The sequence below is a fragment of the Pantoea sp. K16 genome, assembly GCF_048452805.1.
In the GTDB taxonomy this organism is placed as follows: domain Bacteria; phylum Pseudomonadota; class Gammaproteobacteria; order Enterobacterales; family Enterobacteriaceae; genus Pantoea; species Pantoea agglomerans.
In genome coordinates, this window is the sequence record NZ_JBLWNV010000002.1 from 1 (window position 1) to 25,826 (window position 25,826).

The 25,826-nt window shown below is 55.0% G+C and carries 31 protein-coding genes and 1 pseudogene; 19 read left to right on the forward strand and 13 right to left on the reverse strand.

The features are described from left to right. The 8 genes and pseudogenes from ACK13D_RS02680 to ACK13D_RS02715 form a co-directional block, all read left to right on the forward strand. Nucleotides 1-419 (forward strand): annotated as a pseudogene (locus ACK13D_RS02680) (electron transport complex subunit RsxC); the annotation flags it as partial. Then, on the forward strand, nucleotides 420-1,478 hold the full coding sequence (rsxD, locus tag ACK13D_RS02685; protein WP_187510824.1) for an electron transport complex subunit RsxD: 1,059 nt from the start codon (nucleotides 420-422) through the stop codon (nucleotides 1,476-1,478). Nucleotides 1,479-1,481: 3 nt separating this feature from the next. Beyond that, nucleotides 1,482-2,114 carry an electron transport complex subunit RsxG gene (gene rsxG, locus ACK13D_RS02690; RefSeq protein ID WP_010670075.1) on the forward strand — a complete coding sequence of 211 codons (633 nt, stop codon included), beginning with the start codon at nucleotides 1,482-1,484 and terminating at the stop codon, nucleotides 2,112-2,114. Further along, nucleotides 2,107-2,811, forward strand: a complete 705-nt coding sequence (locus ACK13D_RS02695) for an electron transport complex subunit E (protein WP_010245400.1) — start codon at nucleotides 2,107-2,109, stop codon at nucleotides 2,809-2,811. Before rsxG ends, ACK13D_RS02695 begins: the two co-directional genes overlap by 8 nt. Next, nucleotides 2,808-3,440: an endonuclease III gene (gene nth, locus ACK13D_RS02700; protein WP_010245402.1), complete on the forward strand. Its 633-nt coding sequence runs from the start codon at nucleotides 2,808-2,810 to the stop codon at nucleotides 3,438-3,440. Before ACK13D_RS02695 ends, nth begins: the two co-directional genes overlap by 4 nt. A 207-nt stretch (nucleotides 3,441-3,647) precedes the next feature. Beyond that, nucleotides 3,648-4,367 (forward strand): HPP family protein, encoded by a 720-nt coding sequence (locus ACK13D_RS02705; RefSeq protein WP_010670074.1) that lies wholly within the window; start codon nucleotides 3,648-3,650, stop codon nucleotides 4,365-4,367. Nucleotides 4,368-4,624: 257 nt separating this feature from the next. Then, nucleotides 4,625-5,968, forward strand: a complete 1,344-nt coding sequence (locus ACK13D_RS02710; RefSeq protein WP_111533766.1) for an MFS transporter — start codon at nucleotides 4,625-4,627, stop codon at nucleotides 5,966-5,968. Next, nucleotides 5,946-7,289: an enolase C-terminal domain-like protein gene (locus tag ACK13D_RS02715; RefSeq protein ID WP_010245413.1), complete on the forward strand. Its 1,344-nt coding sequence runs from the start codon at nucleotides 5,946-5,948 to the stop codon at nucleotides 7,287-7,289. Before ACK13D_RS02710 ends, ACK13D_RS02715 begins: the two co-directional genes overlap by 23 nt. 39 nt (nucleotides 7,290-7,328) lie before the next feature. Here the strand turns inward: ACK13D_RS02715 and ACK13D_RS02720 are convergent, their stop codons facing one another. Beyond that, nucleotides 7,329-8,024 (reverse strand): CTP synthase C-terminal region-related (seleno)protein, encoded by a 696-nt coding sequence (locus ACK13D_RS02720; protein ID WP_418795632.1) that lies wholly within the window; start codon nucleotides 8,022-8,024, stop codon nucleotides 7,329-7,331. Nucleotides 8,025-8,693: 669 nt separating this feature from the next. Between ACK13D_RS02720 and dtpA the strand changes: the two genes are divergently transcribed. Both dtpA and gstA read left to right on the forward strand, forming a co-directional pair. After that, on the forward strand, nucleotides 8,694-10,190 hold the full coding sequence (gene dtpA, locus ACK13D_RS02725; protein ID WP_010245419.1) for a dipeptide/tripeptide permease DtpA: 1,497 nt from the start codon (nucleotides 8,694-8,696) through the stop codon (nucleotides 10,188-10,190). Nucleotides 10,191-10,341: 151 nt separating this feature from the next. Beyond that, nucleotides 10,342-10,947 carry a glutathione transferase GstA gene (gene gstA / locus ACK13D_RS02730; RefSeq protein WP_033757533.1) on the forward strand — a complete coding sequence of 202 codons (606 nt, stop codon included), beginning with the start codon at nucleotides 10,342-10,344 and terminating at the stop codon, nucleotides 10,945-10,947. 32 nt (nucleotides 10,948-10,979) lie between these two features. On the opposite strand, the gene pdxY is transcribed toward gstA, so the two are convergent. The 4 genes from pdxY to ACK13D_RS02750 all read right to left on the reverse strand — a co-directional run bounded on the left by pdxY (nucleotide 10,980) and on the right by ACK13D_RS02750 (nucleotide 14,308). After that, complete coding sequence (pdxY, locus tag ACK13D_RS02735; RefSeq protein WP_010245428.1) at nucleotides 10,980-11,840, reverse strand: pyridoxal kinase PdxY; 861 nt, start codon at nucleotides 11,838-11,840, stop codon at nucleotides 10,980-10,982. 56 nt (nucleotides 11,841-11,896) lie between these two features. Further along, a complete protein-coding gene (tyrS, locus tag ACK13D_RS02740) occupies nucleotides 11,897-13,171 on the reverse strand; it encodes a tyrosine--tRNA ligase (protein WP_010245429.1) in 1,275 nt (424 codons plus the stop codon). A 140-nt stretch (nucleotides 13,172-13,311) separates the two neighbouring features. Beyond that, nucleotides 13,312-13,968 carry a pyridoxamine 5'-phosphate oxidase gene (pdxH, locus tag ACK13D_RS02745; protein ID WP_010245431.1) on the reverse strand — a complete coding sequence of 219 codons (657 nt, stop codon included), beginning with the start codon at nucleotides 13,966-13,968 and terminating at the stop codon, nucleotides 13,312-13,314. A gap of 25 nt (nucleotides 13,969-13,993) precedes the next feature. After that, entirely contained in the window at nucleotides 13,994-14,308 is a 315-nt protein-coding gene (locus tag ACK13D_RS02750) for an MliC family protein (RefSeq protein WP_250488574.1), read from the reverse strand. 189 nt (nucleotides 14,309-14,497) lie between these two features. Between ACK13D_RS02750 and ACK13D_RS02755 the strand changes: the two genes are divergently transcribed. The 4 genes from ACK13D_RS02755 (at nucleotide 14,498) to ACK13D_RS02770 (ending at nucleotide 16,264) form a co-directional block, all read left to right on the forward strand. Continuing rightward, nucleotides 14,498-14,701 carry a hypothetical protein gene (locus ACK13D_RS02755; protein ID WP_003848989.1) on the forward strand — a complete coding sequence of 68 codons (204 nt, stop codon included), beginning with the start codon at nucleotides 14,498-14,500 and terminating at the stop codon, nucleotides 14,699-14,701. A 367-nt stretch (nucleotides 14,702-15,068) separates the two neighbouring features. Continuing rightward, the gene (locus ACK13D_RS02760) at nucleotides 15,069-15,302 is read left to right on the forward strand and encodes a YgdI/YgdR family lipoprotein (RefSeq protein WP_010245442.1); all 234 of its coding nucleotides are present in this window, start codon (nucleotides 15,069-15,071) and stop codon (nucleotides 15,300-15,302) included. 15 nt (nucleotides 15,303-15,317) lie between these two features. Beyond that, entirely contained in the window at nucleotides 15,318-15,548 is a 231-nt protein-coding gene (locus ACK13D_RS02765) for a YgdI/YgdR family lipoprotein (protein WP_010245445.1), read from the forward strand. Nucleotides 15,549-15,991: 443 nt separating this feature from the next. After that, nucleotides 15,992-16,264: a hypothetical protein gene (locus tag ACK13D_RS02770; protein WP_022625718.1), complete on the forward strand. Its 273-nt coding sequence runs from the start codon at nucleotides 15,992-15,994 to the stop codon at nucleotides 16,262-16,264. A gap of 551 nt (nucleotides 16,265-16,815) precedes the next feature. Here ACK13D_RS02770 and ACK13D_RS02775 read toward each other — a convergent pair. The 4 genes from ACK13D_RS02775 to umuD all read right to left on the reverse strand — a co-directional run bounded on the left by ACK13D_RS02775 (nucleotide 16,816) and on the right by umuD (nucleotide 19,734). After that, nucleotides 16,816-17,430, reverse strand: coding sequence for a TetR/AcrR family transcriptional regulator (locus tag ACK13D_RS02775; protein WP_022625720.1), 615 nt, complete (start codon nucleotides 17,428-17,430; stop codon nucleotides 16,816-16,818). A gap of 186 nt (nucleotides 17,431-17,616) precedes the next feature. Then, nucleotides 17,617-17,892: a hypothetical protein gene (locus tag ACK13D_RS02780; RefSeq protein WP_010245454.1), complete on the reverse strand. Its 276-nt coding sequence runs from the start codon at nucleotides 17,890-17,892 to the stop codon at nucleotides 17,617-17,619. A gap of 151 nt (nucleotides 17,893-18,043) precedes the next feature. Further along, nucleotides 18,044-19,312: a translesion error-prone DNA polymerase V subunit UmuC gene (umuC, locus tag ACK13D_RS02785; protein ID WP_010245457.1), complete on the reverse strand. Its 1,269-nt coding sequence runs from the start codon at nucleotides 19,310-19,312 to the stop codon at nucleotides 18,044-18,046. A gap of 2 nt (nucleotides 19,313-19,314) precedes the next feature. Then, nucleotides 19,315-19,734 carry a translesion error-prone DNA polymerase V autoproteolytic subunit gene (gene umuD, locus ACK13D_RS02790; RefSeq protein ID WP_010245460.1) on the reverse strand — a complete coding sequence of 140 codons (420 nt, stop codon included), beginning with the start codon at nucleotides 19,732-19,734 and terminating at the stop codon, nucleotides 19,315-19,317. A 335-nt stretch (nucleotides 19,735-20,069) separates the two neighbouring features. Here umuD and ACK13D_RS02795 point away from each other — a divergent pair, with 335 nt between their 5' ends. Continuing rightward, nucleotides 20,070-20,321 (forward strand): hypothetical protein, encoded by a 252-nt coding sequence (locus ACK13D_RS02795; RefSeq protein ID WP_010670062.1) that lies wholly within the window; start codon nucleotides 20,070-20,072, stop codon nucleotides 20,319-20,321. A 109-nt stretch (nucleotides 20,322-20,430) separates the two neighbouring features. Here the strand turns inward: ACK13D_RS02795 and ACK13D_RS02800 are convergent, their stop codons facing one another. Continuing rightward, nucleotides 20,431-20,655 carry a hypothetical protein gene (locus tag ACK13D_RS02800; RefSeq protein WP_010245468.1) on the reverse strand — a complete coding sequence of 75 codons (225 nt, stop codon included), beginning with the start codon at nucleotides 20,653-20,655 and terminating at the stop codon, nucleotides 20,431-20,433. 540 nt (nucleotides 20,656-21,195) lie between these two features. Here ACK13D_RS02800 and ACK13D_RS02805 point away from each other — a divergent pair. The 3 genes from ACK13D_RS02805 to ACK13D_RS02815 all read left to right on the forward strand — a co-directional run bounded on the left by ACK13D_RS02805 (nucleotide 21,196) and on the right by ACK13D_RS02815 (nucleotide 23,519). Next, nucleotides 21,196-21,453, forward strand: a complete 258-nt coding sequence (locus ACK13D_RS02805; RefSeq protein WP_022625723.1) for a biofilm development regulator YmgB/AriR family protein — start codon at nucleotides 21,196-21,198, stop codon at nucleotides 21,451-21,453. A 289-nt stretch (nucleotides 21,454-21,742) separates the two neighbouring features. After that, entirely contained in the window at nucleotides 21,743-22,591 is an 849-nt protein-coding gene (locus ACK13D_RS02810) for a manganese catalase family protein (protein WP_010245474.1), read from the forward strand. Nucleotides 22,592-22,655: 64 nt separating this feature from the next. Then, on the forward strand, nucleotides 22,656-23,519 hold the full coding sequence (locus ACK13D_RS02815; protein WP_182504765.1) for a glucose 1-dehydrogenase: 864 nt from the start codon (nucleotides 22,656-22,658) through the stop codon (nucleotides 23,517-23,519). Here ACK13D_RS02815 and ACK13D_RS02820 read toward each other — a convergent pair. Continuing rightward, nucleotides 23,512-24,522, reverse strand: a complete 1,011-nt coding sequence (locus ACK13D_RS02820; RefSeq protein WP_418795640.1) for a UV damage endonuclease UvsE — start codon at nucleotides 24,520-24,522, stop codon at nucleotides 23,512-23,514. The genes ACK13D_RS02815 and ACK13D_RS02820 overlap by 8 nt on opposite strands. A 101-nt stretch (nucleotides 24,523-24,623) precedes the next feature. Between ACK13D_RS02820 and ACK13D_RS02825 the strand changes: the two genes are divergently transcribed. Next, the gene (locus tag ACK13D_RS02825) at nucleotides 24,624-24,989 is read left to right on the forward strand and encodes an MmcQ/YjbR family DNA-binding protein (RefSeq protein ID WP_182499994.1); all 366 of its coding nucleotides are present in this window, start codon (nucleotides 24,624-24,626) and stop codon (nucleotides 24,987-24,989) included. Between the two features lie 105 nt (nucleotides 24,990-25,094). Here the strand turns inward: ACK13D_RS02825 and ACK13D_RS02830 are convergent, their stop codons facing one another. After that, nucleotides 25,095-25,379: a helix-turn-helix domain-containing protein gene (locus ACK13D_RS02830; RefSeq protein WP_010245485.1), complete on the reverse strand. Its 285-nt coding sequence runs from the start codon at nucleotides 25,377-25,379 to the stop codon at nucleotides 25,095-25,097. Beyond that, on the reverse strand, nucleotides 25,372-25,692 hold the full coding sequence (locus ACK13D_RS02835) for a type II toxin-antitoxin system RelE/ParE family toxin (protein WP_418795643.1): 321 nt from the start codon (nucleotides 25,690-25,692) through the stop codon (nucleotides 25,372-25,374). The genes ACK13D_RS02830 and ACK13D_RS02835 overlap by 8 nt, the downstream gene beginning before the upstream one ends. Nucleotides 25,693-25,826: the final 134 nt, after the last annotated feature.

Sequence of the window (25,826 nt, forward strand, 5' to 3'; positions counted from 1 at the left end):
AAGCCGCGGTTCAGGCCGCTATCGCCCGCGCCAAAGCGAAGAAAGCCGCACAGGCGGAAAGTGAGGCACAGGCCGCAGGCGACAGCGCTGCAGAGGCTGCGCCGGACGCCGCCGCTGAAATCGATCCGCGTAAAGCCGCAGTTCAGGCCGCTATCGCCCGCGCCAAAGCGAAGAAAGCCGCACAGGCGGAAAGTGAGGCGGATGCCGCTTCACGTGATGCCGCAGCACTGGCCACCGCCGCGCATTTTGCGGTGGATAAAGCGGAGCAGGCCCAGGAGCAGGCAAACAACGCCAATGCAGAACCTGAACAGGCACCTGAACTGAATCAACCCGATGATGCGCGCAAGGCCGCTATTGCTGCCGCCATCGCCCGTGCCAAAGCGCGTAAAGCGCAGTCGTCTACGACGCTTGAGGATTAAATGGCTTTTCGTATCGCAAGTTCTCCTTACACCCATAATCGCCGCAGCACCGGCAATATCATGCTGCTGGTGGTGCTGGCCGCGGTGCCAGGTTTTGCTGCACAGTGTTATTTCTTTGGCTACGGCACCTTTTTACAGGTCTTACTGGCGACGCTGACCGCCTGGCTGACAGAGGCAGCGATTCTGCGACTGCGCAAAGCGCCCGTTGCCAGCACCCTCGCGGATAACTCGGCGCTGCTGACCGCCGTCCTGATCGGTATCAGCCTGCCGCCGCTGGCGCCGTGGTGGCTGGTGGTGATCGGTACCCTGTTTGCTGTCGTCATTGCGAAACAACTCTATGGCGGACTGGGCCAGAACCCGTTTAACCCGGCGATGGTCGGCTATGTGGTCCTGCTCATCTCCTTCCCGGTGCAGATGACCAGCTGGTTGCCGCCCGATACGCTTCAGGCGATCAAACCCGGGCTGATGGACAGCCTGTGCATGGTGTTCCGGGGCCACACGCTGGCGGGTGAAACCATGCAGCAGCTACAGATGGGTGTCGATGGCATCAGCCAGGCGACGCCGCTTGATACGTTTAAAACTGGTTTACGCGCGGGTCACAGTGCTGAACATCTGCTGGCGCAGCCGATTTACAGCGGCGTGCTGGCGGGCCTCGGCTGGCAGTGGGTTAACGTGGGTTATCTGGCCGGCGGCCTGTTCCTGTTGTGGAAAAATGCTATCCGCTGGCATGTCCCTGCCGCCATGCTGCTGTCACTGGCCTTCTGCGCGACGCTGGGCTGGTTCTTCTCACCAGAATCGCTGAACAGCCCGCTGATTCATCTTTTCTCCGGTGCCACCATGCTGGGTGCGTTCTTCATTGCCACCGATCCGGTGACCGCTTCAACCACCAACCGTGGCCGCCTGGTGTATGGCGCGCTGATTGGACTGCTGGTCTGGCTGATCCGCAGCTTTGGCGGTTATCCCGATGGCGTAGCGTTTGCTGTGCTGCTGGCGAACATCTGTGTGCCGCTCATCGATTACTACACCCAGCCGCGCGTTTACGGCCATCAGAAGGATTAAGCGATGCTGGAGACGATTCGCAAAAATGGGGTAACGCTGGCGATTTTTGCCGCGATCACCACCGCCGCCACGGCAGTGGTAAATACCGTAACCAGGCCGACGGTGGAACATCAGACCCTGTTGCAGCAGAAAAACCTGCTGGACCAGGTGGTGCCTGTTGAGCTTTATGACAACAACATCCAGCAGGACTGTTACGTTGTCACGGATGCAGCGCTGGGCAACAGTGCGCCGCACCATCTCTTCCTGGCGCGTAAAGGTGGCCAGCCGGTCGCGGCTGCGCTGGAGACGACTGCACCTGACGGCTATTCTGGTGCGATACAGATGCTGGTCGGTGCCGATTTCCAGGGTAAAGTATTGGGCGTGCGGGTGATTGAACACCACGAAACGCCCGGTCTGGGGGATAAGATCGAACTGCGTATCTCTGACTGGATCAACAGCTTTAATGGCAAAGTGGTTCATGGTCCGGCGGATAAAGCTTTTGCGGTTAAAAAAGATGGCGGTGAATTCGATCAGTTCACCGGTGCCACCATTACCCCACGCGCGGTGGTCAATGCAACCAAACGCACCGCGCTGTTAATGAAAACGCTTCCGGAGAGACTCTCTTCGTTACCGGTATGTGGAGACGCAAATGAGTGAAGCTAAAAGCCTGCTGGTCGGTGGATTATGGAAGAACAACTCAGCGCTGGTGCAGCTGCTGGGCCTCTGTCCGCTGCTGGCGGTTACGGCAACCGCCACCAACGCGCTGGGTTTAGGTCTGGCGACCACGCTGGTGCTGACCCTGACTAACAGTTTTATTTCCGCCTCGCGCCGCTGGGTGCCATCGGAAATTCGTATCCCGATATATGTGATGATCATCGCCTCGGTAGTGAGCTGTGTACAGATGCTGATCAACGCCTATGCCTATGGTCTTTATCAGTCGCTGGGCATTTTTATCCCGCTGATCGTGACCAACTGTATCGTGGTTGGTCGTGCTGAAGCCGTCGCCTCTAAAAGCAGCATCCCGCTTGCCGCGCTGGATGGCTTCGCCATCGGCATGGGCGCGACCTGCGCCATGGTGGTGCTGGGATCGCTGCGCGAAATTATCGGCAGCGGCACCCTGTTTAACGGTGCCGACCAGCTGCTCGGTCCCTGGGCGAAGTCGCTGCGTATCGAAGTGGTCCATTTCGACTCGCCAATGCTGCTGGCGATGCTGCCGCCAGGCGCCTTTATCGGCCTGGGCATGATGCTGGCCGGAAAATATCTGATCGATCAGAAGATGAAACAGCGGGCAGCACTGCGTGCTCAGGCGGCTGAAACCGCGCCCCCTCAGGACGCTGTCGGGAAACCGGTGTGAATCAGACCAAACGCACCGAAATTCTCCGCCGGCTGCAGCAGAATAATCCGCATCCGACCACCGAACTCAACTTCAGCACGCCGTTTGAGTTGCTGATCGCGGTGCTGCTCTCGGCGCAGGCGACCGATGTCAGCGTGAACAAAGCCACCGCAAAGCTCTATCCGGTGGCCAATACGCCTGCCGCGATGCTGGCGCTGGGTGTGGATGGCGTGAAGGAGTACATTAAAACCATCGGCCTGTTTAACAGCAAAGCGGAAAATGTGATTAAAACCTGCCGCATTCTGCTTGAGCAGCACAACGGCGAAGTGCCGGAAGATCGTGCGGCACTGGAAGCCCTGCCCGGTGTCGGCCGTAAAACCGCCAATGTGGTGCTCAACACCGCCTTTGGCTGGCCGACGATTGCCGTCGATACTCATATCTTTCGCGTCAGCAACCGGACGAAATTTGCGCCGGGTAAGAATGTGGAAGAGGTGGAGCAGAAGCTGCTGAAGGTGGTTCCGGCGGCGTATAAGGTTGATTGCCATCACTGGCTGATTCTGCACGGTCGCTACACCTGCGTAGCGCGTAAACCCCGCTGTGGCTCCTGCCTGATTGAAGATCTCTGCGAGTATCCCGACAAAGTCGAGTGATTGCACTGATGAAAGACCCGCTGCGGCGGGTTTTTTATTATCCGGCGATCACTTCTGCTAACGCGTCTCCTGCCCGATCCCCCTTTTCGCTGCTCTCCCTGTTCGTACGAATAACAGTACAGTTTGTCGGGTTGTTACATTGATGTTGATGATGGAAAATCGCCGCCCCTGACGATAAGAAAATGTTATGACACAGTGAGTAAAGTAATGAACAAAAGCGCTTCTGCCGGAAGCCATCCTCTGCGCCTGTTTCTGGCGCGCCTCTGGCCACATCCGCTGGCAGTGAGTAAAAAGCATGTGGTGATCGCCGGACTGGGTGCCGGTATCGGCTTGATCCTGACCAGCCTGCTGAGCCACTGGGTGCTGGGCGAACTGAACCTGTGGTTTGTCGCGCCGGTCGGTGCCTCGGCGGTTTTACTCTTTGGTTTGCCCGCCAGTCCGCTGGCTCAGCCGTGGGCAATCGTCGGCGGCAACAGCCTGTCAGCGCTGGCGGGCGTTACCGTCAGCCAGCTGATCCCGGATCCTGCCCTTGCCTGCGGCGTCGCAGCCTGTGTGGCGATCCTGTTAATGTTCCAGCTGCGCTGTCTGCATCCGCCCGGCGGTGCCGTTGCGCTGACCGCTATTCTGGGCGGCCCTTCGGTGCAGCAGCTTGGATATCACTTTGTCCTGACGCCGATCCTGCTCAACTCACTGACCCTGGCCCTGCTGGCTCTGCTGTTTAATAATCTGGCCGGTCGTCGCTATCCGCATCCGCTGGCCCCGGAAGAAGTTAAACCCGATCCGGTAGCCATGCCGGTCCCGCTGACGCGTGCGGATCTGCATCAGGCTTTACAGGACGGTGAACTGCTGGATATTGACGAGGATGATTTGCAGGCGCTGCTGCTGCGTGCTGAAGAGATTGCCCAGCGCCGTCAGTTCAGTGGCTGAAACCTGTCTGCCCGCACTGTTACATCTTTCACTGTCGGCGCGACTTCTGGCATTCAGGTCTCCCCTCAACCCTGGTCCTGAGAAGTTGATCGCTGCCACAGTTTTACTCTGCCGCTTCGCCCACGCCACTCCGTAACATACTGATAACACAACCGTCCAGGCCGTACGCCCATCGGCTCCTGGGCGGATGCCCATAGAGCTGGCCTTTTCAGCGCCCTACACTTTGCTCTTCTTTACGTTTCTCACGAGGAAGACCGATGGATAGCGCCTTGTCCCCGCAGCACGATGAGCTGATCGCCTCCGCCATCAAAAAGTTCTTCACCCATATCATCCCGATGCTGGTGGTGATGCTGATTATTAACCAGATCGACCGCGCCAATATTGGCTTTATCAAAGCGGAGTTGCGCACCGATGCCGGGATCAGCGCGGCGGCCTTTGGGCTGGGCGCGGGCCTCTTTTTTATCGGCTATGCGCTGTTTGAGGTGCCGAGCAACCTGATGATGAAGCGCTTCGGCGCCCGCGTCTGGCTGACGCGCATTATGATTACCTGGGGACTGGTGGTGGTCCTGACCGGTTTCGTCACCTCACCGATCCAGTTTTACCTGCTGCGTTTTTTACTTGGCGTAGCGGAAGCAGGCTTCTTTCCTGGCGTGCTGTTCTATTTTCGTCAGTGGGTGCCCAATGCCTGGCGCGGCCGCGCCACCGCGATGGTGCTGAGTGCCACCGCTGGCGCCTTTCTCTTCTCCGGCCCCATCACCGGCGCGATCCTGATGATGCACAATTTCATGGGGATTGCAGGCTGGAAGTGGGTGATGTTTCTCGAAGGCGGTGCGTCGGTGCTGGTCGGCATTCTCGCCGCCTGGGTGCTGGTGTCACGACCTGGCGAGGCGCGCTGGCTGAGTGCTGCGGAGAAACAGGCGCTGGTGCAGCAGCTGCAGAATGAAGAGACGCAGCGTGACGAGCTTAACCGCGAGCCAGGCAAAATGTCGCTGCTACGTAATCGCAGCCTGCTGTTCTTCTGCGCGATCTTTTTCACTATGACCATGACCGGCTATACGCTGGTGTTCTGGCTGCCGCAGATTATTCAGCGCATTCAGGGCTTCAGCAGTTTTGGCATCGGCATTCTCACCGCCGTGCCCTGGCTGTGCGCCATTATTGCTATTAATCTGCTGAGCCGCTTTTCAGACCGCCACCGCGACAAGCTCGATAAAGCGCTGGGTGTCGCCATGCTGGTCGCGGCCTGCGGTACCTTTATGGCCACGCTGGGTTCCCCGTGGTTTGGCTTCCTGGCGATGATCGTGGCCTGTATCGGCTCGAAAGTCAGCGCGACCTTTTTCTGGCCGATGCCACAGGGAGAGCTGCCCGCCTCGATTGTCGCGCCCGGCATTGCGCTGGTGAATTCCGTTGGCAACCTTGGCGGCTTCTTCGCACCGACGGTGTTTGGCTATCTGGAGATGAAGACCGGCTCTACTACCGGCGGTCTCTATGCGCTGACCAGCGTCTCGCTGCTGACCGGGCTGTGGCTGCTGCTGCGCCGCAAGCCATCCCCGCCTTCCCTTGATCCTATGGAGAATCAACATGTCAGACAGTCCAGTCATTAAAACAATGCGGGTAGTGCCGGTCGCCGGATATGACAGCATGCTGCTGAACATTGGCGGCGCACACAACTGCTACTTTACCCGTATCCTGGTGATCCTGACTGACTCGGCTGGCCGTACCGGCGTCGGCGAAAGTCCCTGTCACGCTTCAACGCTGGCGTTGCTTGAGCGCTTTCGTCCGCAGATTGAGGGCAGCGAACTCCTGCGGCTGAATGCCACCATCGCCACGCTGTTTGCCAGCGACGCGCGACACCAGCAGACCGCGCATACCGACGACATTCATATTCCGCAGATGAACCCGGAGAAGTTTTACAACGCCACCGCGGCGATTGAAGCGGCGCTGCTTGATCTGCTGGGTCAGCACCTGAATCTGCCGGTGGCCGAGTTACTTGCCAGCGGCAAGCAGCGCGATCGGGTGCCGGTCCTCGGCTATCTGTTCTATATCGCCGACCGTAACCTGACCAGCATGAACTATCAGGCGGGCCACGCGGGTGGTGATGCCTGGCTGCAACTGCGTCATGAGAAAGCGATGGACGCGGAAGGCGTGGTGCGGCTGGCGGAGGCGGCAGCGGAGCGCTATGGCTTCCGCGATTTCAAACTCAAGGGCGGTGTACATCACGGCGAAGTGGAAGTGGAGACGGTCAATGCCCTGCTGGCGCGCTTCCCGCAGGCGCGGGTAACGGTTGATCCCAACGCCAGCTGGTCGCTGGATGAGGCCATTTATTATGGCAAACAGCTGGCGGGCCGCATTCCCTATCTGGAAGATCCCTGCGGCGCGGAGCATGGCTATTCCGGCCGGGAAACGCTGGCAGAATTCAGGCGGGCCACCGGCGTTCCGGTTGCCACGAATATGATCGCCAATGACTGGCGACAGTTGCAGCATGCGCTGCAGCTGAATGCCATCGACATCCCCCTGGCCGACCCACACTTCTGGACGATGCGTAACGCACACACCGTGGCGCAGCTCTGCCATGAGTGGGGCCTGACCACCGGCTGCCACTCAAACAACCACTTTGACGTGTCGCTGGCGATGGTGGCGCATCTGGGGGCCGCCGCACCCGGTGATCGCCTGACCGCCTTTGATACCCACTGGATCTGGCAGGATGGTCAGCAGCTGACGCAGCATGCGCCGCAGATTCGGGATGGCTATCTGGAACTGCCAGAGGGGCCAGGGCTGGGGATTACCCTGAATATGGAACGGGTTGAAGCGGCACATGCGCTCTACAACTCCCTACCGGACAAAAACCGAAACGATGCGCTGGGCATGCAGTTTCTGATCGATAACTGGTCCTTTAACGCAAAACGTCCGGCCATGCTGCGCTGATGAGCATCACTCTGTGACAGTGTCACAGAGTGATCGCGTTTAGCGTTGCGCCAGCGCCGCCTGCATCCAGGCAATCACCAGCGGAGAATCTTTGTCCTGCAGTGCGGCGCGTTCCGACTGAAACAGCGTCGCGACATAGAATGGGTGATCTGGTAGCTCAACGCCACGCACATCGCCCGCGTTGTCCCAGGCAGTAATGCGCAGCGTATTATCGCCCAGCGCTGCACTGAATTCCGGGTTAACACCAAAGTTACAGTGATAACCTTCATCGCTCTCCAGCACGCCGTAGGCTCTGGCAATGCGTGACCCGGGTTCGAACCTCACCGTGCCGCGCTGTTCCACCAGCGAGCAGCTCAGCGGGGCAATCACCATCCTCCCCTCGGTGTCTGTCTCGGCATGACTGGCATCCTGCCAGCCCAGTACGTTGCGCGCATATTCGATCAGCGCATACTGGAATCCACCGCAGGAGCCAAGAAAAGGCTTTCCGGTTTCACGCACCCAGCGGAGTGTGTCAAACACGCCGGCATCATTTCGATAGGGGCTACCGGGCACCACCCAGACGGCGTCGCTGAGTTGCAGTTCTGACTCATCCAGTCGGTCAGTGGCGATCCACTCCGCTTCAGCGGTGATATTCAGCCAGCGGGCAGCACGTTCAATAGCAAGGGGGATAGCCTGATGGGCAACCGCATCGGCGCGGTAGTCACCAACCAGAGATAAACGCAGGGGGGACGACATAAACAGATCCTTCTCGGGGAAATGGAGAGGTTACAGTAATGTTAATTTTCTGTCGAGGGCGAGCTGAAAGCGGATTATCGCGATACGTTTTTTAACACGCACGGGCGGCTTTTCACCGGCAGGCTGAGCTGATTTTTATCTTGCCTGCGCCTGCGAGCCCCCTCAGCTCCCGCGTCAGACGAGACGACGCAACCGGTTTCTTTTTTTCCTTTCTGAAATAAATCATCTGTTTGTGCACAGGATCATCATTTGACGTTTTTTGCGGCAATGCCAGGCGTGTAATGTCCGATAATTCGGCAGATTGACTGTGGATTAACCAGCAACCTGCCGTTAGTGCTGCCTGATTATCATTCAGCAAACTATTTATCTGGTTAACCGCGCATTAGCAGTTAATGTTAATACTCTCCAGTGCGAGGCGCTTATCCAGCGTTTATGCGCTGCTATTTTCACTACACTCAAAATTAAAAACCAATTAACAGTTTGCTATAAGTTTTTTAACCCAACATTCCAGGGTCGGGCGGGTTGTCAGAAAATTCTTGCCCTGCCGCCCGTAATCAGCCAAATTAGTCGCCGCTTTTCCCTTCTAATAACAATCTTGCGCATGGAAAACTCACATGACGCGGACTTAATTCCTGTCCCGAAACAGGGTATGAAAAAACTGAGGTACATGTGTCAACTGCAAACAAACACACTGATGAGGCTGTCAGTCTCAATGCGTTTAAACAGCCGAAGGCGTTCTACTTAATCTTCTCGATTGAGTTATGGGAACGTTTTGGCTTCTATGGCCTGCAGGCCATTATGGCGGTTTACCTGGTGAAGCAACTGGGATTGTCTGAATCAGACTCCATTACCCTGTTCTCTTCATTCAGTGCGCTGGTGTATGGTCTGGTCGCGATTGGCGGCTGGCTCGGTGATAAGGTGCTGGGTACCAAACGCGTCATCGTGCTGGGTGTCCTGGTGCTGGCGCTGGGCTATGCGCTGGTGGCGTTCTCCGGTCATAACGTCAGCATTGTCTACATCGGTATGGCGACCATCGCGGTGGGTAGCGGCCTGTTTAAGGCAAACCCCTCTTCGCTGCTCTCTACCTGCTATGACAAAGATGATCCGCGTCTCGACGGTGCTTTCACCATGTTCTATATGTCGATCAACATCGGTTCACTCTTCTCAATGATGCTGACACCGTGGTTAGCGGCGAAATATGGTTATAGCGTAGCCTTCTCACTGTGCGTTATCGGTCTGATCATCACCCTGTTTAACTTCCTGTTCTGCAAACGCATGGTTAAGGATTACGGTTCTAAACCCGATTTCGCTCCGTTGCAGATCGGAAAACTGCTGATGACGCTGGTCGGCATCGTCGTACTGATCGCACTGGCCAACTGGATGCTGCATCACCAGTCTATCGCACGACTGGTGCTGGCCGTGATTGCCCTGGGTATCGTGCTGGTGTTTGCCAAAGAGGCCTTTGCACTGCAGGGTGCGGCACGTCGTAAGATGATTGTTGCTTTCCTGCTGATGGTCGAAGCGATTCTGTTCTTCGTGCTTTATATGCAGATGCCAACGTCACTCAACTTCTTTGCTATCCGCAACGTTGAGCACACCATTCTCGGCATTACTTTTGCCCCCGAGCAGTTCCAGGCGCTGAACCCGTTCTGGATTATGCTGGCCAGTCCGCTGCTGGCGGCGCTCTACAACAAGCTGGGCGATAAACTGCCGATGCCGCACAAGTTTGCCTTTGGTATGGTGCTCTGCTCCGCTGCGTTCCTGGTGCTGCCGGTGGGTGCGAAGTTCGCCAGCGATGCCGGTATCGTTTCCGTTAACTGGCTGATCCTGAGCTATGCGCTGCAGAGTATCGGTGAGCTGATGATCTCTGGCCTCGGCCTGGCGATGGTGGCACAGCTGGTGCCTCAGCGTCTGATGGGCTTTATCATGGGTTCCTGGTTCCTGACTACCGCTGGCGCGGCGGTGATTGCCGGTAAAGTGGCAAACCTGATGGCCGTGCCTGAAAACGTCACCGATCCACTGATTTCGCTGGCGACCTACAGCCGCGTATTCCAGCAGATTGGTATCGTGACGGCGGTGATCGCCCTGCTGATGCTGATTACGGCGCCGATGCTGAACCGCATGGCGCAGGATCCTGACGCGAAAAAAAATAACGTGCAGGCGTAATTCACGCTGCACTTCAGCTAAGCCGGGCTCTGCCCGGCTTTTTTTATGGCTTGCCGCAACGCCCTTCGCAGATCCCTGATCTTTGTCACTGGTAATCCCGCTTTGACTCTTTACTATGCAAGGATCCCATTGCAACAAGGAGTACCTGGTCATGAAACTGTTTTGCAAAGCGGGTGCCTGCTCTCTCTCACCCCATATTGTTATGCGTGAATGCGGACTCGACTTCACTCAGGTGAGTGTTGATCTGGCCACAAAAATCACTGAACGGGGCGATGACTTCCGCCAAATCAATCCTAAAGGCCAGGTGCCCGCGCTGCAGCTCAGCGACGGTTCTGTGCTGACAGAAGGCGTTGCCATTGTTCAGTACCTGGCGGATCTTAAGCCCGATCGCCATCTGCTGGCACCGGTTGGCAGCCTGACGCGTTATCACACCGTGGAGTGGCTCAGCTACATCGGCAGTGAGCTGCATAAAAGCTTTGGGCCACTGTTTCGCCCCGGTTACTCCGATGAGGTGAAAGCGCAGACCCGCAGCCAGCTGGAAGCAAAATTCCGCTATGTCGATGAGTCACTGCGCGACAAACAGTGGCTGATGGGGCTGCATTTCAGCGTGGCGGATGCCTATCTGTTTGTGGTGACGCGCTGGGCAAAAGCGCTGGGACTGGATTTATCCGGCTTTACGGCGCTGGGCGCGTGGTTTGATCGTGTCGCGGAACGTCCTGCGGTGCAGGCGGCGCTTAAAGCGGAAGGCTTAGCCTGAGTCAACAGGGCCGGTTATCCGGCCCTGATGCGTTACAGTTTTTCTGCCGCGAAGTGCTGCGTCGGCGTGGCGATGGCATCCTGTGCCGCCACCAGCTGCAGTTCATATTCGCCCATCTGATGGGTTTTCAGCATCACCTCGTATACCGCTGCGGTGACATGCTCCAGCGCATCCTGCAATGATTTGCCGTGTAGCAGATTAACCAGCAGCAGACCGCTGGTGAGATCGCCCACGCCGACCGGCTGACGGACACCGAAATCGACCAGCGGACGGCTGATGTGCCAGGCATCTTCAGCCGTCACCAGCAGCATTTCAAAGCGATCGCTGCGACGCCCCGCACGCGCCAGATGCTTCACCAGCACTACGCGTGGTCCCTGGGCAATCAGTGCCCGCGCAGCGTCTACCGCCGCGTCGACGTCTGTGACGGTGCGCTCGCTCAGCATCTCCAGTTCAAGCAGGTTCGGAGCGATAATGTCGCTGGCAGGCATCGCCATTTTACAGTGAAACTCCGCCACACCCGGCGCCACGATGCAGCCTTTTTCCGGATGGCCCATGACCGGATCGCAGAAGTACCAGGCATTCGGGTTGGCCGCTTTGACCTGACGGACAATCTGCAGAATCTGCTCGCCCTGCTCTGCCGAGCCCAGATATCCGCTCAGGACCGCGTCACAGGTCTTCAGGCGGTCGATGTCAGCAATGCCTTTAACAATGTCGGTTAAATGCGTTGCAGGCATCACCGTGCCGGTCCAGTGGCCATATTGCGTATGGTTGGAAAACTGCACGGTATTCAGCGGCCAGACGTTTGCGCCCATACGGCGCATCGGAAACTCAGCCGCCGCGTTACCAGCGTGACCAAAAACAACGTGCGACTGAATCGCTAAAATATTTTTCACTTGTTTGCCCTGTCCTGCCTTGCCATAAAAAAGGGCCGGAAACCGGCCCTGAAATCTTACTGCCAATTAATCAGGCAGTAATGTTTCTTGCCGCGACGCAGCAGCGTATAGCGGTTAAACAGTTTGTCACTGTCGCTGAAGCGGTACTCCGCATCGGACTGCTTTTCACCGTTCAGTGAAACGGCATTGGAGCCGATCATGGTGCGCGCCTGGCCACGGGACGGCACCAGCTCTGCTTTCACCAGCGCCTGCTGCAGATCATCGTCAGCGCCCAGCACGATAGTTGGCATACCATCCTGCGCCAGCTGTTCAAAATCGGCTTCGGTCATTTCGCTCACGGATCCGGAGAAGAGGCTGGCAGTAATGCGTTTCGCCGCAGACAGACCGGCTTCGCCATGCACCAGACGCGTCACCTGCTCAGCCAGCACGTACTGCGCACGTGGCGCGGTGCCGCTGTTTTTATCTTCTTCTTCCAGCGCGTTGATCTCTTCCATGCTCAGGAAGGTGAAGAACTTCAGGAAGCGATAGACGTCAGCATCCGCGGTGTTGATCCAGAACTGATAGAACTTGTACGGGCTGGTTTTCTTCGCATCCAGCCAGACTGCGCCGCCTTCGGTTTTACCGAATTTGGTGCCGTCAGACTTGGTGATCAGCGGAACGGTCAGGCCAAAGACCTGGTTCTGATGCAGACGACGGGTCAGATCGATACCGGAGGTGATGTTGCCCCACTGATCAGAACCGCCAATCTGTAGCGACACACCGTGCAGCTCGTTCAGACAGGCGAAGTCATAGCCCTGCAGCAGATTATAGGAGAACTCGGTAAAGGAGATGCCCTGATCGTCACGGTTCAGACGCTGCTTCACCGCTTCTTTGTTGATCATCTGGTTAACAGAGAAGTGCTTGCCGATATCACGCAGGAAGGTCAGCACGTTCATGCCGCCAAACCAGTCGTAGTTGTTGGCAGCGATGGCGCTGTTGCTGCCGCAATCGAAGTCGAGGAATGGCGCCACCTGCTGGCGGATCTTTTCAACCCATTCGTTGACGGTTTCACTGGTATTAAGTTTACGCTCTGCGGCTTTGAAGCTCGGGTCACCAATCAGGCCGGTTGCACCACCGACCAGCGCCACCGGCTTGTGGCCGGCATCCTGAAAACGCTTCAGGCAGAGCAGCGGTACCAGATGGCCCAAATGCAAGCTGTCAGCAGTGGGGTCAAAGCCGCAATAGAGCGAAATTGGCCCCTGCGCCAGTTTCTCTGTTAACGCGTCTTCATCCGTCACCTGGGCGATTAGGCCCCTCTCCTGCAATTGTTGTATCAGGTTACTGCTGGTCATTACTGACTCCAAATTGATCAGACTGCACCTATGCTGGTACACAGCTTTCCGCTGAGTTGCGGAATCGAAAAAAATCAGGGCTATAGCATAAAGCGCTGACGCTTTCTGTGCCAGCGCTGATAGGGGCGAATCGTGCAGATTCAGGGTGCCAGACGGTCGATTTTCCAGCCGTCGTGATCGCGCTGATAGATGAAACGATCGTGCAGACGATGTTCGCCACCCTGCCAGAACTCCATCGTGTGAAATTTCACCCGGTAGCCACCCCAGAAGCTGGGCAGCGGCACTTCGCCCTGCTGGAACTTCTGTTTAAGCTCCAGGAACTTTCCTTCCAGAATACCGCGTGCCGAAATACGGCTTGACTGCTTCGACACCCAGGCACCAATCTGACTGTCGCGCGGACGACTGTGGAAATATTTCAGCACCTCGAGGGGCGACAGTTTTTCCACTTCACCCAGCACCATCACCTGACGCTCCAGATAGTGCCACGGGAAGTGCAGAGAGATGCGCGGATTGTGCGCCAGCTGCAGCGCCTTACGGCTGCCGAGGTTGGTGTAAAACACCATGCCCTGCGCATCGTAGTGCTTCAGCAGCACGATACGCTGCCATGGCTGGCCCTGCTCATCCACGGTTGCCACGGTCATGGCGGTAGGATCGGGCAGTTTTGCCTCGCAGGCCTGGCTTAGCCACTGTTCAAATAGCGCGATCGGATCGTCCGGCAGATCCTTACGACGCAATCCACCGCGGGTATATTCACGCCGCAGATGGGCAATGGTGTGTAGCGTTTCGCTGTCGCTCATAATGCTCGCCTATTCAGATAACAAGTCAGCTGGCAGGTTGCAGCTCACAATCATTCACGACAATTTTATCGTTACGTTCGATAAATGCGCCGTTTCCTTTGGACCAGAACACATAGGTGTTATCGCTGTAGCGTGCGCCGGACGCGGATACCGTCTGCTTCAGCGTCAGAGGCTGCCCATCCATGATGAAACTGACCTGCTGCTGCGCCTCGTCCAGCGTCACGGTCAGGGGCATGGTTCCGCAGCGATAGTGCAGGGTCTGCGGCGACGGCGGCTCTTTATGCATCAGGCTACAGCCTGACAGCAGTAGCACCGCGGCAACGGTTAATCCTTTCAACATAAGCGGGTCTCCTTCACGAGTGAAGCTGGCATTATAAGAAGGATTGGGCGCGAAGTAAGTGGGAATCCACGCCAATCTGGCAGATGCTGTCAGTCAGGCTGAATTATTGCGCCTTTTCAGACGGTTGTCTGAATGCACAGGCCGCGTTCTCAGGCTACGCTCTATAGATCTTAAGCGAGGAAGACAAACATGAAATTTGATAACGAAGATGCATTTAAGCTGGCAGTGGCGTTTATGAACCACAAAGAGAATGCCACCATCGCCAGCAGCTACTTTAAAACCTTTATCGACACCTACCAGAAATTTGACCGCTGGCTGAGTGCATCAGACCCGGTCAGCGCCATGAAAGCAGAAAAAGCGGCCGCCAAAGCGGGCGAAGACTCCATCCTCTGATCCGCTTCTCCACGGGTCCGATAGCCTTCAGGGTATCGGACCCGTGAATCCCGCCAGACATTCCCCCACATGCTCACTATTTCCGCACAGCTATTCTGGCTTTTACGGAAATATCCGCTCTGGCTGCCGTGCTTATTTCCCGCATCAGCATCGATCTTATTTTGATACAGCGCGTCTTCTGCTGAAATGGCACAGAACGGCTGGGTACATTTGCAATAAATGCTATTTCACGTCGTCATACCCCCTAATCAGCACCACACACTCCGGTTTTGTTTAAAAAACAGGCAGCGAGACGCGACAGGGCCAGCAAACCTGATAAAGCCGACTATGCTGTAAACGTTCGGATATACTTCATGGAGCAGAAAAAATGAAAATGAAATCCCTGTCAGCCATTGCGTTGCTGGCTCTCTCTTTAGGTACGCTGGCAGGTTGTGCCTCAAACCAGTCGATTAAGACCACCGATGGCCGCACGATTGTCACCGATGGCAAACCGCAGATTGATTCAGATACTGGTCTGGTTTCTTACCGCGATGCTCAGACAGGAAAAACTGAGCAGATCAATCGTAATGAGATCAGTAATATGAGTGAACTCGACAACTAATATAAGGTGAATAAGATGAAAAAAGCGCTGATTTTACCTCTCGCCGCATTGATTGGTATGACCGTATTAACCGGCTGCACCCGTACCAGTTATGCGATTCAGACTAACGATGGACGCACCATTATTAGTGATGGCAAGCCTTCTGAATCGGATGCCGGCCTGCTGGCTTATACCGATGCAAATGGCGTGAAGCAGCAGATTAATAAAGCGGACGTTAAAGCGGTCTCTGAAGTACCGAAGAAATAATCCGATCGCTGTTGCCCGATGAATAAAGCCGCCCACGGGCGGCTTTATTTTTGTCTGCGCCTGGCACGAAGTGGCGCACAGGCCCGGTTTTATTCCCCGGTGGTTTATAAATCAGAAATATCCGCTGCGGCGTGGCCATAATATGGCAGGCAACCGTACGGATAGTGGTGCAGATAATAATCTGATAACGAAATACGCCGTTCCGGCCTTATCTGAATTTCCGGCAGTTCCGAGCTTTTTTAACCAGCATAATAGCTCAGCTTATTTCTCACAAAAAACCTCAGCCTGTTTTTATGCTTTGATATGAGTGGTTTACCGCCTCGATTAAAGGTTCACTTTATTTTCGGTAATTTTTAATCATAGCGCCCTGCTGTTTCCCACCTTTTAGTCCAGAGCGCCTTTAACTAGACTCTTTATATCGCTACTTAATCAGGAGGGTGCAGATGGTTTATCACGACAAAACAACGGGTCATATGATTCTTGGTGAAGCTGCAATTAATCTGGCGTTTGACGAACAGGAGATTACGCTGGTAGCACTGATTCGCCAGCTGAGCGAAATGGCTGAACAGGAGCGCAACGATGAGCGGGTCACGCAGATTGCCGATGCGCGCAACTGGCTCAAAGGTTTTATCGAATCCTCAACGCGCGACCGTGCCGAATTAAACTGGCTGGTCGAGACCGGACAGGCACCGGTTAATCTTAAAGATTATCGTTAGTCATGTGCGGGTCATTGCTGTTTATTTAGGGTGCCGGGCACGCGCCTGGCCTCACAGCCAGAGACGCTGGGCCTGCGTGACAGTGGAATAGTGCATGTCGGCCAGAACGTGACCAGAACGTGAATTGCAACGCTCTGCACCCGGCTCCTGCGTCCGCCTGAAACGGCTTCCACGCAGATTGATGAGTGCTATTGCTCTGCACTCATCGGCCTGCCATCTGGCCATTAACCGGCCTTCGTCGGCTTCTCTCCACCTGCCGTCACGGTCAGCGCGTCAGCGGCTCCCCGTTTTCAGTCACCTGCAGCGTTTTTGGATGTTTCGCTGTAGGGGTTTCAAACCCACCACGGGCAGCAAAAACAGAACAGCCAATGGCTGCCACGAGTGTCAGTAAGATTGAGGTTTTCACGAAACGCGCCTTAATTTTCTTCGCTACAGGATAAAGCGTGAAAGCCTGGCACATAATCAGATGAGGGGAAAGGAGAGTGCAGAATTTCTCTGTCTGGAAGCCCCGGTCCGGGAAGTCTGTTTACTGATTGAGCAGCCTTGCCTGGTTACCCCAGTACTTTCAATGCCAGCGCCAGCGTCTTTTCTTCGTTAGTCACATCGCTGACCTTACCTGCCACCCGCAATCCAAAAGCAATACAGAGAATTAAACCGGCTGCCGCCTCGCTGTCCAGCGTGTTATCGATAGATCCATCCTGTTGTCCCAGCTCCAGCAGCGAGACCAGGAAGCGTTGATTACGCTGAACGACCTCATCAATGCGCTGCGCGAGTGGCTGATCCATCGTCTGCAGCGCAATCGCGCTGGCGACGACCAGACAGCCGCAACGCCCTTCTGTGGCACGTGCCGAATCCAGGTAGAATTGCAATAGCTCGGTTATTTTCCCCCGCCCGCTGGCACAGGGTGCCAGACGACGGTGCAACTCACTATTTCTCAGCAACAGATAGCGTTCGAATACCAGCAGGAAGAGCGAGCGCTTATCTTTAAACGCCTTATAGATGCTGCCTGCGGAGAGATGCATCGCCTCACCCAGATCGTTCATTGAGGCCGCATGATACCCTTTTTGCCGGAAAACGATCATGGCGTGATCCAGAGCCTGTTCGATCCCGAACTCTCTGGGGCGTCCCCGCTCTTTGTTTTTATACGTTGTGGCTGTCGTGGTCATTGTTACCGGCCTGGGGAGGTGTGTTGCTGTCAAAATCAATGGCGATTCTATCCCAGGCGCGGGTAACAAGCCAGGCCGTCCGCCACCCGTCACGCGCAGACGGCCCGTTATTTCCCGGACGCGTTAGTATGATTCGCCGCTGTCTGACCAGCCGCCGTCTGGTCTGCGGTGCAAGCCGGACGCGATTCATTCAGATAAGGATGTTGTCTCTGTGCGGCCTTTTTCCCGCTGCTGGCTGCGCTTCAGCGCGTTTATTTTTAACAGCCATAACGTAAATTGCTTAATAAGCAGGCTGGCGTGGTTTTCATTGTCAGCAAAACAGAGAAAGAGTCGGGTTTTTATATTGCTGTTATCGTCGATCGCATAAATCTCATATTCGTCATGATGGCGGGATTTTATGATTGCTGTGAAATGTATTGCGGGCCAGAGCATCACTCTGGCTTCAAACTGCCTGAAATCCATTATATTTACCTGGTAATTTGCTTAAATTACCCGATGAAAAACTACTCATCGGGTCAGGCAAAGCATAACTTCCTGCCACTTTAATCGCGTGATAAAAAAAGCTTTTAGCAGAGGCCGCGGCTTCAGCAGCAGAGGAACATCGGGTCAGCCTTCACTTAAGCGCAACCACAGGCAGATCGGTTATCCGGGTGGTATAGGCAGGCGACAGCATCTCGCGTTTCATCGACCAGGCTTTGTTGATCCCCTGCCCGGCAAACCACAGCTTCCCGCTGCCGAGCTTGTTGACTGTGTCGATCAGCTTCATCAGCTCTTCGCTATTGCGGCGTGGCTGATGTTCGTCAAACAGATCAAACTGAGCCACGCCCTGGCTGAAAAAATCCCCCAGCACGATGCCGGCCTTCATATAGCGATGTCCCTCAATCCAGATGTTATCCAGGCACGCCATTGCAACTCTGATGATGTCGCGTGTGTCCTGCGTCGGAATCAGCAGTTGCTCCATCGACTGATTGCCATAAAAGGGTTCGTCAGTCGCATGCGGACTGGTGCGTACAAATACCCCTACCTGACGGCAATATTGATTCTCACGGCGCAGCTTCTCCGCCGCGCGCTCGGCATACGCGCAGACAGCCTCGCGCATCTGATCGTAGTCGGAGATACGGCTGCCAAACGAGCGCGAACACATGATTTGCTGTTTTACCGGCGTCACTGACTCCAGCTCCAGACAGGATTCGCCACGCAGCTCTCTGACGGTGCGCTCCAGCACGACGCTGAACTGTTTGCGGATGGCCTCGGTGCTTTGATCGGCCAGATCTTTTGCCGTCATAACGCCCATGGCGTTGAGCCGTTTGCCGATCCGATGACCCACGCCCCAGACTTCCGCCACATCAATCAGCGCCAGCAGCTTTTTTTGTCGTTCAGGGTCCGACAGGTCGACAATGCCGCCGGTTTTGCTCCACTTTTTGGCCGCAAAATTCGCCAGCTTGGCCAGCGTTTTAGTCTGTGCAATGCCGACGCCCACGGTCAGATGGGTCTCTTTGCCTATTCGTTCTCTGACCTGGCGACCAAAGGTCTCCAGCGCCATACAGTTCTGCACGCCGGTGAGATCCATAAAGGCCTCGTCGATCGAGTAGATCTCCACCGACGGCGCCATCTCTTCCAGTATGGTCATCACCCGATGGCTCATGTCAGCGTAGAGCGCATAATTTGAGCTGAAGACCTGCACCGCGTGACGCGTTAGTTCTTCACGCATCTTAAAATAGGGCGCGCCCATTTTGATGCCGACTTTCTTTGCCTCGGCGCTGCGCGCAATCACGCAGCCGTCGTTGTTCGACAGCACTACTACCGGTTTACCTTTAAGATCAGGCCGGAAAACGGTCTCACACGACGCGTAAAAGCTGTTTACGTCGACCAGCGCGAACATGGTCAGTGGGTCGCTTTAATAACAAAGGTCACAACGCCAAACACCTCCAGCGCATCTTCGGTCTGGATAGCGATCGGTTTAAATTTGGTATTCATCGGCATCAGTTGCAGGCAGGGATGAAGCTGGAGACGTTTAACGGTGAATTCACCTTCGACCGCGGCGACCACAATATCGCCGTGTGAGGCGGTGAGTGAACTGTCGACCACCAGCATGTCACCATCATTGATGCCCGCCTCAATCATTGACTCGCCGCTGACCCGGACAAAATAGGTGGCGCTGGGGTGCTGGACCATCAGCGCATTGAGATCAATACGTTGTTCGACATAATCCTGCGCCGGGGATGGAAACCCGCACGGCACACGTTCGATATATAGCGGTAAAGGCATAACGGCACGAATGTCCGCAGGTTTAATGAATTCCATAATTTCGCTCCTTTTTCAGATTACTGTATATAAACACAGTAATAGCTAATCCCCCTTTTAATCAAGTGACATGGAACATCTTTAAGCGAAAGGGTTGATGGTAATGCACTTTTTTTTAAACGTTTTTTCGCATTGCCGTCAGAGTAAGCAGAAACGGGTTACTTTCGCCGCACCGCCGGAATATCGTCGATTTCTTCTTACAGTAAAGAATCTTATAAATTCACCGGCTGATTATTTTTACTTAAGGAAAATCTGACAACGCTTCTCTGGCATTCGGAGAGGTTTGAATATTACGGGCGGGCTGGTTATTCTGCTTTTTTAAGCATGGAGGGATTATGGCAGACGACGATCGAATCAAACATCTTGAAGAGGCAGTTGCGCAGTTAAGGGTTGAGACTACGGTATTAAAAGCGATACTCGGTCAGCAAATTGCGCTGAATAATCTCAATTACAAAGGGAAGTTTGACGATGTACTGGCGGCGCTGGCGAAAGAGTATGCCGAACGCGGTCTGGAAGAGGGCAATAACCAGGCTATCCATGATGCCCTGCGTCAGTATATTAAATATGAGCCACCCGCAATGGAATAAGCGGATTTTCCGGCAGCGTCCGATTGCCGGACTTTATCGGCTCCTGAACGCTGCCACCGCCCTGTCCTGCACCGCCTCCGCAGCAGCCTCAGACGATACCGGTTAGTATTTACACCTCGCTGTCACTCTCCAGCGCATCCTGAATCGCGTCGGCCAGATTAGCAACTTCATTCGCCACGGCCTGCAGATCCCAGGCGGTTTTTGAGCCGGTTGCAGAGGTGGAGGCGCTGACGGACTCTTTTGCCACTGACAGAGCAGCAGCCACGGCGACCGAACGTTTATGTTGTTCCTGAGTCATGCCCGCAGGCGGAATTGCGAAATAGTCGTGAACCATGATCATTTCCTTGTGATAAATAAGGGGTCAACCTTAGCCTTCTGCATCAGGCGTGGGAAGTGAATTATGCGGCATGGCCTGTCAGACGGCCAGGATTGCAGCAGCACAATCGCACCCGCCACTTTTCCAGCGCTGAAACCTGTACAACTTTGGCTGAAATCTGCGGAAAAAAGCGATTTTAACGCATTGATGTGTCGTCAGCACAATCCCCAGCCTGCTGGTCTGAAAATCGCCACCCCTCTGAAAACCTCACCAACCCACTGTATTTATTCAATTAACCATCGAAAACCTCTTTTTTCACTTTAAACATGCTTTTTATATACACCACCGACCAGTTAAATTTTGTCAAATTTCATTGTACAACTTTGCGATTCTTGTATAACTTTGTCTCGTGATGTTAAATCACTTGTAACGAAAGGTGCTTTGCACCGCATCTGAAGGTGTTGTGGATTTCCACCTTCAGATGCATTTTTTTTTGCGTCAGCCGGTGACCGGATCTGAATCGACGCGTTCTTCCCCCCATTTCTTATGAGGCCTGACATGCAAACAACGATGAATACAGAGTCTCAGATTTCTGATTACTTCATGAACTCTGGCACAGCGCTGACCACTGAAAAACAGGTTATCGCCGCAGTCCATGCCGAACTTGCCCATGCGAAAACCCATGTCTCCGATAAAGACATTGTGCTGGGCCTGATTCACCGCCTGGAGAGTGAGCGTGACGTGGTTAAGCAGGATATTTACCGTCAGGCGCTTGAACATGTTCTGCAGCGCGCTTCGGCGACCAGCGACAGCTAAAAATCTGTGTCTGTTATGAGGGAACGCGAATTAGCATGGATGCTTTTCCCGTCCGGAATCAGCCCCTGTTATGGGGCTTTTTTTATTTCTCCTGCTCTGAATCACTTGTCCCCTTCACACCGCTAAGATTGCCTGCCCCACCGGACCAGATATAGCTCCGGAAAACACCGTTTTCGCCATTTATTCAACCTGAAATTCCGGTTAATTGCTGTCGTTTCGCTTTATTTATCCGATATCTGTGTCCAGGCTTTTTCTGCATCCACTGCAAACACAGACGAGGAAAATAATCATGTTTCATCATTCATCAAAACTTCAATTCCCGGTTCGTGTAGAGAAACCCGATCCAGAATTTGCCATGCTGCTCCAGCAGGCCATCGGCGGCGTCGAAGGTGAGATTCGTGTAGCGATGCAATACTTTTTCCAGGCGATGGGCGCGCGCGGTGATGTGCGGATTCGTGATCTGCTGATCTCGACCGCTACCGAAGAGCTGAGCCATATCGAAATGCTGGGCTACGCCGTGGCGCTTAACCTTGAAGGCGCCCCGCTCTCTTACCAGGAAGCGTCAGCGAAAGATCCGGTAGTTAATGCGATTCTGGGTGGAATGAACCCGCGCCATATCCTCTCTTCCGGTCTGGCAGCGATGCCGGTTAACGCCAACGGCATGCCTTTTGATATGAGTCATATCTATGCGTCCGGCAACGTGGCGGCCGATATGCTGGCTAACGTCACCGCAGAAGCCACGGGCCGCGTACTGGCTACCCGCCTCTACAACATGACGGAAGACAAGGGCATGAAGGACTTCCTCTCCTTCCTGATCGCCCGTGACACTATGCACCAGCAGCAGTGGCTGGCGGTGATCGAAGAGATGGGCGGACTGAACGCGTCGCTGCCGATCCCGAACAGCTTCCCGCAGGAGCATGAGGCGCAGGAGCACTCTTACTACTGTCTGAATACCTCGCTGGATAAACCGCTGCCGGAAGGTCGCTGGAGCAGTGGCCCGGCTTATGATGGCCATGGTCAGTTCAGCGCGAAACAGCAGCCAGATATTCTGGGTGATGAGCCGCTGCTCGGCAATGCCCGTCCCGGTTCTGGTGCGCAGTCAGAGCAGATTGACGGCGTTACACCACCGAAACTGTAATGACTCGCCTGTCAGGGTTTGATGCCCTGACAGGCTTGTCCCACCTTTTGACGGAGGAATAGTCATGTCATCCACTCAGCGTCCACAACCCCCTTTTGCCGAACAGCAGCAGACCTGGCCTGGCACTACCGCGGCTATGCAGCCTCAGCCCGATCACGGCGAAGAGAGTTATCAGGGTTCAGGCCGTCTGGCGGGTAAGAAAGCCATTATTACCGGTGGCGATTCCGGCATTGGCCGGGCTGTTGCTATTGCCTTTGCCCGGGAAGGGGCCGATGTCCTGATCTCCTATCTCGATGAGCACGAAGATGCGCAGGATACCGCCCGACTGGTTGAAGAAGCGGGACAGAAAGCGGTTCTGGTGCCTGGCGATATTACTGAGGCGTCACACTGCAACGCCCTGGTCGATAAAGCCGTCGAAGCCTTTGGTGAGATTAATATTCTGGTGAACAACGCGGCGTATCAGATGACGCGCGAATCGCTGGATGAGATCAGCGACGAAGAGTTTGACCGGACCATGAAGACCAACCTTTACGCGATGTTTTACATCACTAAAGCGGCAACACGGCATATGCCTGCTGGTGGATCGATCATTAATACGGCCTCGATCAATGCTGACCAGCCGAAACCGAAGCTGCTCGCCTACTCCGCCACCAAAGCCGCCATTATTAATTTCTCTGGCGGCCTGGCAGCCTTACTGGCTGAAAAAGGTATCCGTGCCAATGCAGTCGCGCCCGGCCCTATCTGGACGCCACTGATCCCGTCGACCATGCCGGTTGAACAGGTGAAGAACTTTGGCAGCGAAGTGCCGCTGCAGCGTGCCGGTCAGCCTGCTGAACTGGCACCAACCTATGTGATGCTGGCCAGTGATGAAGCCAGCTACATTTCAGGAGCGACCATCGCCGTGACGGGCGGTGTGGCCATTATTTAACGTTCGCCGATTCCCTGGTCGCTTCGGCCAGGGGATTAGCTATCAGCTTCTGCGTTATCCCCCACTGGTAGAGTTGTTCCCGCGCCAGATTCTTCATTTTCACTTCGCACATGATATCGAAATCCTGAAACGACAGTGCCCACGCATTCAGCGTCGAATTAAAGAAGTAATCAGAGTGCGCCCGCAGTTTGCTTTTGCTCACGCCCAGCTGCTGCTGATCGGGCCAGCCCTCCAGCGGAATCATCCCCTCCTGCGAAATCGAATAGTGCAGCACCGGCCGCACGCCGCGCCAGGATTCGATCACTCTGGCAACACGCGCGTCATCCGGCTGAATAAACTCACTCTCTTTTACCCAGTGATGGTGAATATCCAGCACCACCGGACAGAGTGGCGCTGCCTGCAGCACGTCATCCAGCGAGCAGGAGATCTCATCATTCTCCACCGTCAGCATCCGCCGCGCTTCCGGGCTGAGCTGATTAAACGACCGTTTGAAACCGTCGAATCCCGCCTTGCCGTTCATATGAATGTTGATTTTAAAATCCTGGAAGGTCTTGCCATATCCCATCAGACAGGCGCAGAGCGTGTGATACTCCACATCCTCCAGCGCGCGCACCACCACATCGGGATTATCGGAGGCGAGCACGGTATATTGTCCTGGATGGAATGAGAGCCGGATGTGATGCGCCCGCGCCAGCTCGCCACAGCGGGCAAAGAGCGGATAGAGTTCGGGCAGAAATGCGGTAAACAGTGGCGTGGCCTCGGGGACCGTATAGAGCGGTAACAGATCGCTGCCAATACGCATCATCCTGAGTGGCTCAGGTAAGGTGGCCAGATGCTCAAGCGTCAGGTAGAGATTGTTGAGGTTAGTGACGGTAATCTCATAGATCAGCTGATGACGTTCATCGTGCGATAAACTCAGAAACCGTTTACGGGTGGTGGCGCGAAGCGGGAAAAACTGTTTGCCATCGCTGTTGAGATACTTACATGCAAAGCCTAATTTCATGTCTGCTCCTGATTTATGCTTATCAGAAGTGTAACAGGCCCCTGGCGACCAGCCAGTCGCGGGCCGCAGACTCAGGCTGAATAATTACAGGGAGACTCACTATGCAGGGCCATGAGATCCAGCGCATCGCCATTGAAGCGGCTGAGCGGCTGCCCGCCGCTGAATGCAGCTATCCATTCGGGCCGGAACATCAGGTCTATAAAGTATGTGGAAAAGTGTTTTTACTGCTGACCGAACTGCGGGGTGTGCCGATTATCACCCTGAAATGCGAACCGCAGCTGGCGGAGCTGCACCGGGTGATCTATCCCTCGATCACCGCCGGTTATCATATGAATAAACGTCACTGGATCACGGCCTATCCCGGTGACGACCTCTCGCCTGGCTTGATTCAGCAGCTGGTTGAGGATTCGTATCAGCGTGTGGTTAAGGGTATACCCGCCTCGCGCCGCCCGGCCTGGGTGGGATAAAACCCGTGGAGGGGATACGTGTGCACCGGAAAGAAAGTTTGCTTGATAGCAGGCAAGATAAATAGCAGGGCCAGCATTGTTCTGGCACCTGCCATCATCTCTCAATCAAAGAGAGATCTGGGGATTTTCAACGCCACAGGCACGGGCATAGCGGGCGAGTGTTTCAACTGTGGCTTTATCTGCGCGACGCTCGGTGCGTGACACTGCCGACGGGCTGACACCGAGCGCCTCCGCGACCTGAGCGCTGGTCATTCCGGCGCTTTCCCGCCATTTGGCTAACTGCTCGCGCAGGTGCTCTGCCCGAACTTCTGCCTCGTAATGTTCGCGAACAGCCGGATCAGATAAAATTTCTTTGCGGGCCGTCGTCCACGCAACTGATTTCTTACTCATCGTTTAACATCTCCTCTAAACGGTGCGCCGCTGCCGTCATGACTGCTGCTGGCGTTTTCTTTGTCTCTTTCACAAAAGCTTTCAGGATAAAAATACGTCTGCCTTTCTGGTAAACATGCACCGCTCGCCCAATCTCATTGGCCTTCGCCCTGAGCTCAAAAAAACCCGACCCTAACGGTTTGGTATCCGGCTCTCTCAAATCAGTTCCACGGGCAGCCAGTTTATCTATTTGCCGGGCCAGCTTAGCCCGGAGCATCTCTGGCATTGCCTTAATTTCAGTGAGCGCGTCCTTGTGTATCGTTATCTCAAACATAGATCCTCCGTTGGAGTTAAGTTAACTCATGAGTTAACTTAACTCAAGGATCTATATTTCCTCAAACGGGGGAAATGAATCCAGTCGCTATCCTTGCGAAACAGCTCTGATCCGCGGAGCATCTGACACCGGCC